General features: G+C 51.4%; 3 protein-coding genes and 1 pseudogene. 2 read left to right on the top strand and 2 right to left on the bottom strand.

Annotated elements, in window-relative coordinates; genetic code table 11:
- Positions 1 to 595: 595 nt before the first annotated feature.
- Entirely contained in the window at positions 596 to 1,387 is a 792-nt protein-coding gene (locus MKK58_RS14790) for a glycosyltransferase family 2 protein (RefSeq protein WP_243912768.1), read from the top strand.
- A gap of 467 nt (positions 1,388 to 1,854) precedes the next feature.
- On the top strand, positions 1,855 to 4,083 hold the full coding sequence (locus MKK58_RS14785; protein ID WP_243912767.1) for a hypothetical protein: 2,229 nt from the start codon (positions 1,855 to 1,857) through the stop codon (positions 4,081 to 4,083).
- A 16-nt stretch (positions 4,084 to 4,099) separates the two neighbouring features.
- Here MKK58_RS14785 and MKK58_RS14780 read toward each other — a convergent pair whose 3' ends face one another.
- Both MKK58_RS14780 and MKK58_RS14775 read right to left on the bottom strand, forming a co-directional pair.
- Positions 4,100 to 4,660, bottom strand: a complete 561-nt coding sequence (locus MKK58_RS14780; protein ID WP_243912766.1) for a hypothetical protein — start codon at positions 4,658 to 4,660, stop codon at positions 4,100 to 4,102.
- A gap of 159 nt (positions 4,661 to 4,819) precedes the next feature.
- Positions 4,820 to 5,099 (bottom strand): annotated as a pseudogene (locus tag MKK58_RS14775) (hypothetical protein); the annotation flags it as partial.

Raw genomic sequence — 5,099 nt, 5'->3', positions numbered from 1 at the left:
CCCGCCGGAGAGCCTCCGAGTGGGGTCAAAACACGTTTGCGGTTCCGGTTTCGGTTCCGGCCGCCCCGGGAAGGCTCCGCCGACGGGTCGATTTCGAGTGGTCTACAGAGGGGAAAAGGTGGTGGGCCCGGCAGGACTCGACCTCAAGAGTGTCGTCGGCGAACCGCTTGACGCCTTCACCCCAGCCGAGAGCGCAAACTACTTCAATGCCTCCGGTTACGATTCAGGATAAGCGGGAATATCTCAGGCAATTTTTCTTTAACGCTATGTCAAAGAAAATTTCACCACGAGATAATTACGATCATTCAGCGCGATGCAGGAAATTATATTATGGTAATTCTAATTAGAAACCCAATCAATAAGATTTCACGTTTTATTATTCATCGTCATTGTTAAGCATTTCCCGCATCGCGTACCCTTTCCGACAGCTCATTTTTGTGCATATAATCTCTTCGCGCAACCCTAAGAAGATTTTAGACTTATGCGACGCCTGTTATCTGGTAAAGAAAAATTGTGATGTTGTAAGCCGTCCATATTCCCGAACTATGTATCCTCTCTTAGGCATCAGATCTTTTACAATATAAGGAAGCTTTTAATGAAAATTGGCGTCATCACAATGCAAAAGAACGAAGGCGATCTACTTGATATGTGGATTAAGTATCACAGCGCAATCTTTGGCGTGAGTTCATTAATAGTTCTCGACAACAACTCATCAGATCTTCGCACTGAGAATGTTCTGGGAAAGCTTACGGAAGATGGTGGCTTGGTAAAGCGTGGGTATAATGATTTTGAGAAAAAAGGCCAATATGTCTCAGATGCACTTAGAACATTTGCCGATGATTTTGACTGGATTTTTCTCACAGACGCAGACGAATTCGTATTCCACAGGCGCCAGCTCACTAATCCACTTCACTCACGTCTAATTATCGAAGAATTGCTTTCTACAGTACCTGCTGATAAAGCACTATATCGAATTGATTCGGCGCTGTGGAATATTCCGTACACCAATAACACATATCCCGCACGTGCAAAAAAAATTGCCCTAAGGCGCGGATTTAGACCCGATATTGATTTAGGGTTCCATTTGTTTTCTGACAGAGAGCTCATCGATAAAAATTTAGTCTATAGTGGCGATATCGAGCATCTGCATTTTCATAATCGATACTTCTATGACGTTCTAAAGCTTGCTCGATTAAAGCTTTCGGCCAGAGTGAGAGATTTTAGTAAAGAGACTTTACTGAATTATAGTGGCGCCGGATCTCATTTAATTAAATATTTTCAAATGTCAGAGATCGAATATATTGGTGGATTTTTACAAAAGTCGAATATAATCGACATATCAAATTTGTTCAATACTATAGGCGTGGAAATACCTTATTCGAAGTAATCAGACTTCTAATATTTCAACATATAGATTAAAGATTTGCCTTTGCTTGATTTTTGTAGCATTTTTGTTTGCGGCACATCGCCATGCTGTGTAGGAAGCGCTATGATCCAAATATCTATTGGAGCATTGATAAAATAGAGGTGCCCCCTCCTGCGATTTAGTGCAGTGACGCGGACTGAGGATACACGCGGGTCGTGAAGCGTGCGAGTCTGGGCTATGGCTCAGACTGTCTGTGTACTCCTCGCTAGCGCCACGATGTCCCAGTTGGCTGGGATTGCGGGTGACCGCTCCCGTCCCCTTAAGCACATCTTGCGGGCTCGCATTGTCCTGCTCTCCTCCGAACGCCTGACCGCGCAGGTAGTGAATGACCGAGGAATTCAATTCACAAACTGCTTGATTTCACAAGCTAATTTCACCGGGACTAACGCTACGTCTGTTGTCTCCATCTTCGATTGAGAAGGAGCTCGATGAACATGCTATGCGCCATTCGGTTCGCTACCATATTCTTCCTCCTCGTCGCACCAATTATGGCGGACACCGAGTTGCGCACGCTGTTCAACCCGCCAACCTCTGGCCTTCAGCCGGGCTCGACCGGCGATGCGTCGGGACTGAGTGTGACGGCACAGGGGGGGACGACGGCGCGGACGAATGCTGATCGCGCAGCAGACACCTTCAACGTCATGGATTATGGTGCCAAGTGCGATGCCCTGACCGATGATGCGACTGCGATCAACAGCGCCGCAGCGGCATTTCGGACCGCAATCAATGCAGGAAAGTCGGGAACGCTTCGCATCCCTCGGCAATGTCGCATCAACTCCGCGATCAACCTGACAAACATCACGAGCCCGATCTATAGCGCATTCATCGACGTCACGGGCGGTTCGATCCTCTGCGCTGCAACCGGCGCAGTCTGTCTTGACGCAACCGGCAGCGATCATCTTAACTGGATACATCCCCACGTGAAGGGGGATCAGACAAACCGCCCCCGGGTCGGCATCCAGATTTCCCGGCGCTCCAATGCTATCGACTGTGCAGAGCAGCGTTTTGACTATCCGAAAACGACGGGATATTTCACGTTTGCAGCCTTTTATGAGGTTGGCTGCGAAACCGTCTCTTTCACGGCTGAGCACTTCGAGAACAGAGATACAGGCAACAGCTTTGCCTACGTCGCGGACGGTCCTAATTACTGGAACGTTCATAGCGCGTTTACGTCGATCACTCTCGGCCAAAATTACGGGGCCTCGTTCATCGGCAACGAGCACTTCATGCCCACGTACGTCGGATCGGGATCGCAGAGCGCGGTCTGGCTGAACGGCACCATGAAGCATCGTTTCAACAATGCCTACGTACTCACGCTCGGCTCCCCCTACGGCGTCACCATCTTCGATAACGGCGCATTCCCGCACACAGAACTGCTCGCCGACTTCCACGTGGAGGGCACGGTCATGACCGACGCCTTCCTGATCGCGGGGTCGACAAGTATCTCGCTGTACGGCTTCTCCTTCATCGACCACACGAGCGGCGGCACCAACAGCTACTTCAAGCTCGCCCCTGGTGTGTCTTCCGTCACGGCGACCGATGCGGTGTTCAGGATCTCCAAGCCTGCCTCGTTGGTCGTGAAGCTATTTGATGATGCAACGAAATGGACCGTTGCGGGCAAGATCACGGTGCCGGCCACGGCGTACTATCCAACCCCCGTTCCGGGCTTCACCGGCACCCTATGCCTTGGGTCGGTCTGCACCCCGACCGTTACCATCCCCAGCGCTCTCACGGTAAGCTCAGTCAGCAATCCAGGCGGTGTCGGGAGCCTCTCGTTCACGGCGACTGGTTCGTTCCGCGCTATCAAGCCGTCTTGCACAGTGACTGCTCCGCCGTCAGGGGGGCAGCAGGCGGGATGCATCGTGAACACCGTCGACTTGCAGAGCTATGGAAGCATCTCAGCGGGTGGCTCCGGTTATACCGTCAATGATGCAATCACTTATGGTGGGCTGAATTGCTCTGTCTACCCGATGATCAAAGTGGCGGCCGTGGACGGGGCTGGCTCAGTTACGGCGTTTACCTCGAACAATACGGCTCAGAACGGCGGAACGCAGCCCCGCTGTAACTCGCCAGCCGCTTACCCAATCGCAACGACCGGCGGCACGGGGTCTGGCCTGAGCATGACGGCAGCCTGGCGTGTTACCGCCGCCAACATAACCTTTACAGCGGGAGCAGGTTACACCACTTCCCCAACCTTCACGTTTTCGTCTGGGGAAGCGGGCACGGTCGCTGCGTCTGCAACGGGCAATCTGTCCGCGTCCTTCACGGCAAATGCCGGAGGAGGCCAGCTTCTCTTAGACAGTACGGGTTCGAAGATCGGAGTTAGCGGAGTGGCCGGGTCTCCAATGATGTCGCTTGGCGCAATGATCGACAACAGCGGCGTCCGTCAGTCTTTGGGCGGGGCCTATACGGTGCCGGCGAACACGAGCCTTGTCCGGTTCATCCAGGCAGACACCGTAGCTTCTTCGACCGTGACACTACCTGTAGCTCTCGCGGACGGGCAACCAATCCAGTTCGTGAACTATGCTGGTAGCATCACGGCGCTGACATTCTCGCCGACCGTCAATGGCTGGACGAACGGCAGTACCCTTGCGGCCAACACCGGCCTTCGAGTTCGCTGGGATTCGATCTCCAATGCTTGGTATCGAGAACAATAAAATTTTGTTGAGGCGGTCAGTAATTGAACATATTAGTCAGAGTTGATATGAATAACGACTTAAGTAGGATATTTTTCTTTTTTCTAAGAATAATCAAGGTGTCAATCTCTTCATCGATGTCAAAAAACTTTTCGATGTCATAATACGAAGGCCTTAGAGTGTAGTCATGTACGGCCAAGATACTTTCGTCTGACATGAATGGATATGCCGCATAAGCGCAGCAATTTCGGAACCGACCATCTACTAAGATAAACTTATAGTCGTTGGGATATTTAATATACGGAGTAAGAAAATAATTCGGCCAATTCGCCAGCTTCGAATTATCAATAGGAATACCCCAATCTCTAACGGGCCCGATGTCTACATGCTCTAACATCAGGGTTTTATCAGCTATCCTGGAGGAAATAGCCGGCTTTTTAGACAGCTGATCCACCCATGACTTATCGCTTTCTATCGAAACGATGAATCTGCAGCCCATTTCAACAGCAATCTCTGTACTGCCGCCGCACCCGTACTCTAAGTATACAGGCTTATTAGCTAGATGTTTCTCGAAGACGCGCCTCTCGTTCGGCGTCATTCTTACCTGTATTTGAGAAGATTCTGTCACTTTGCAACCTTTCTGATATCAAAGGGGTAGAGCAGAGACCTGCTGTATACGGAGCCTCCTGATTAGTTAACCCCTTCAGGCAGATTTCTGAATGTTGTATCGCGCTTCTGGAGCTAGAGCCGTTCCCTTTCAGGTTGGCTCGTAGGCATCGTATCCGGCAGCGGCGAGGTAGTTTCGGCACTCATCCGGTCGGACGGCGGCGAACGCGTTCTCGATGGCGGTGGTTAAATCGGCGGCGGTCCGTGCTGCAGCCGTTCGGAGGAGGGCCTTTACCTTGGCAAAGACCTGCTCGATTGATGGTGTGGATGGCTCCTGCTCCCGGGTTTGCGTTGGGGCATAGTCGGGATGTTGTCGCCTCACGCTGAGGAGCCACCCATGTCCGAGCTTGCTACGGTCGGTATCGACCTCG

It is taken from the genome of Methylobacterium sp. J-078, from assembly GCF_022829285.1.
Classification (GTDB): Bacteria; Pseudomonadota; Alphaproteobacteria; order Rhizobiales; family Beijerinckiaceae; genus Methylobacterium.
This window is presented reverse-complemented; position numbering and strand designations above follow the sequence as displayed.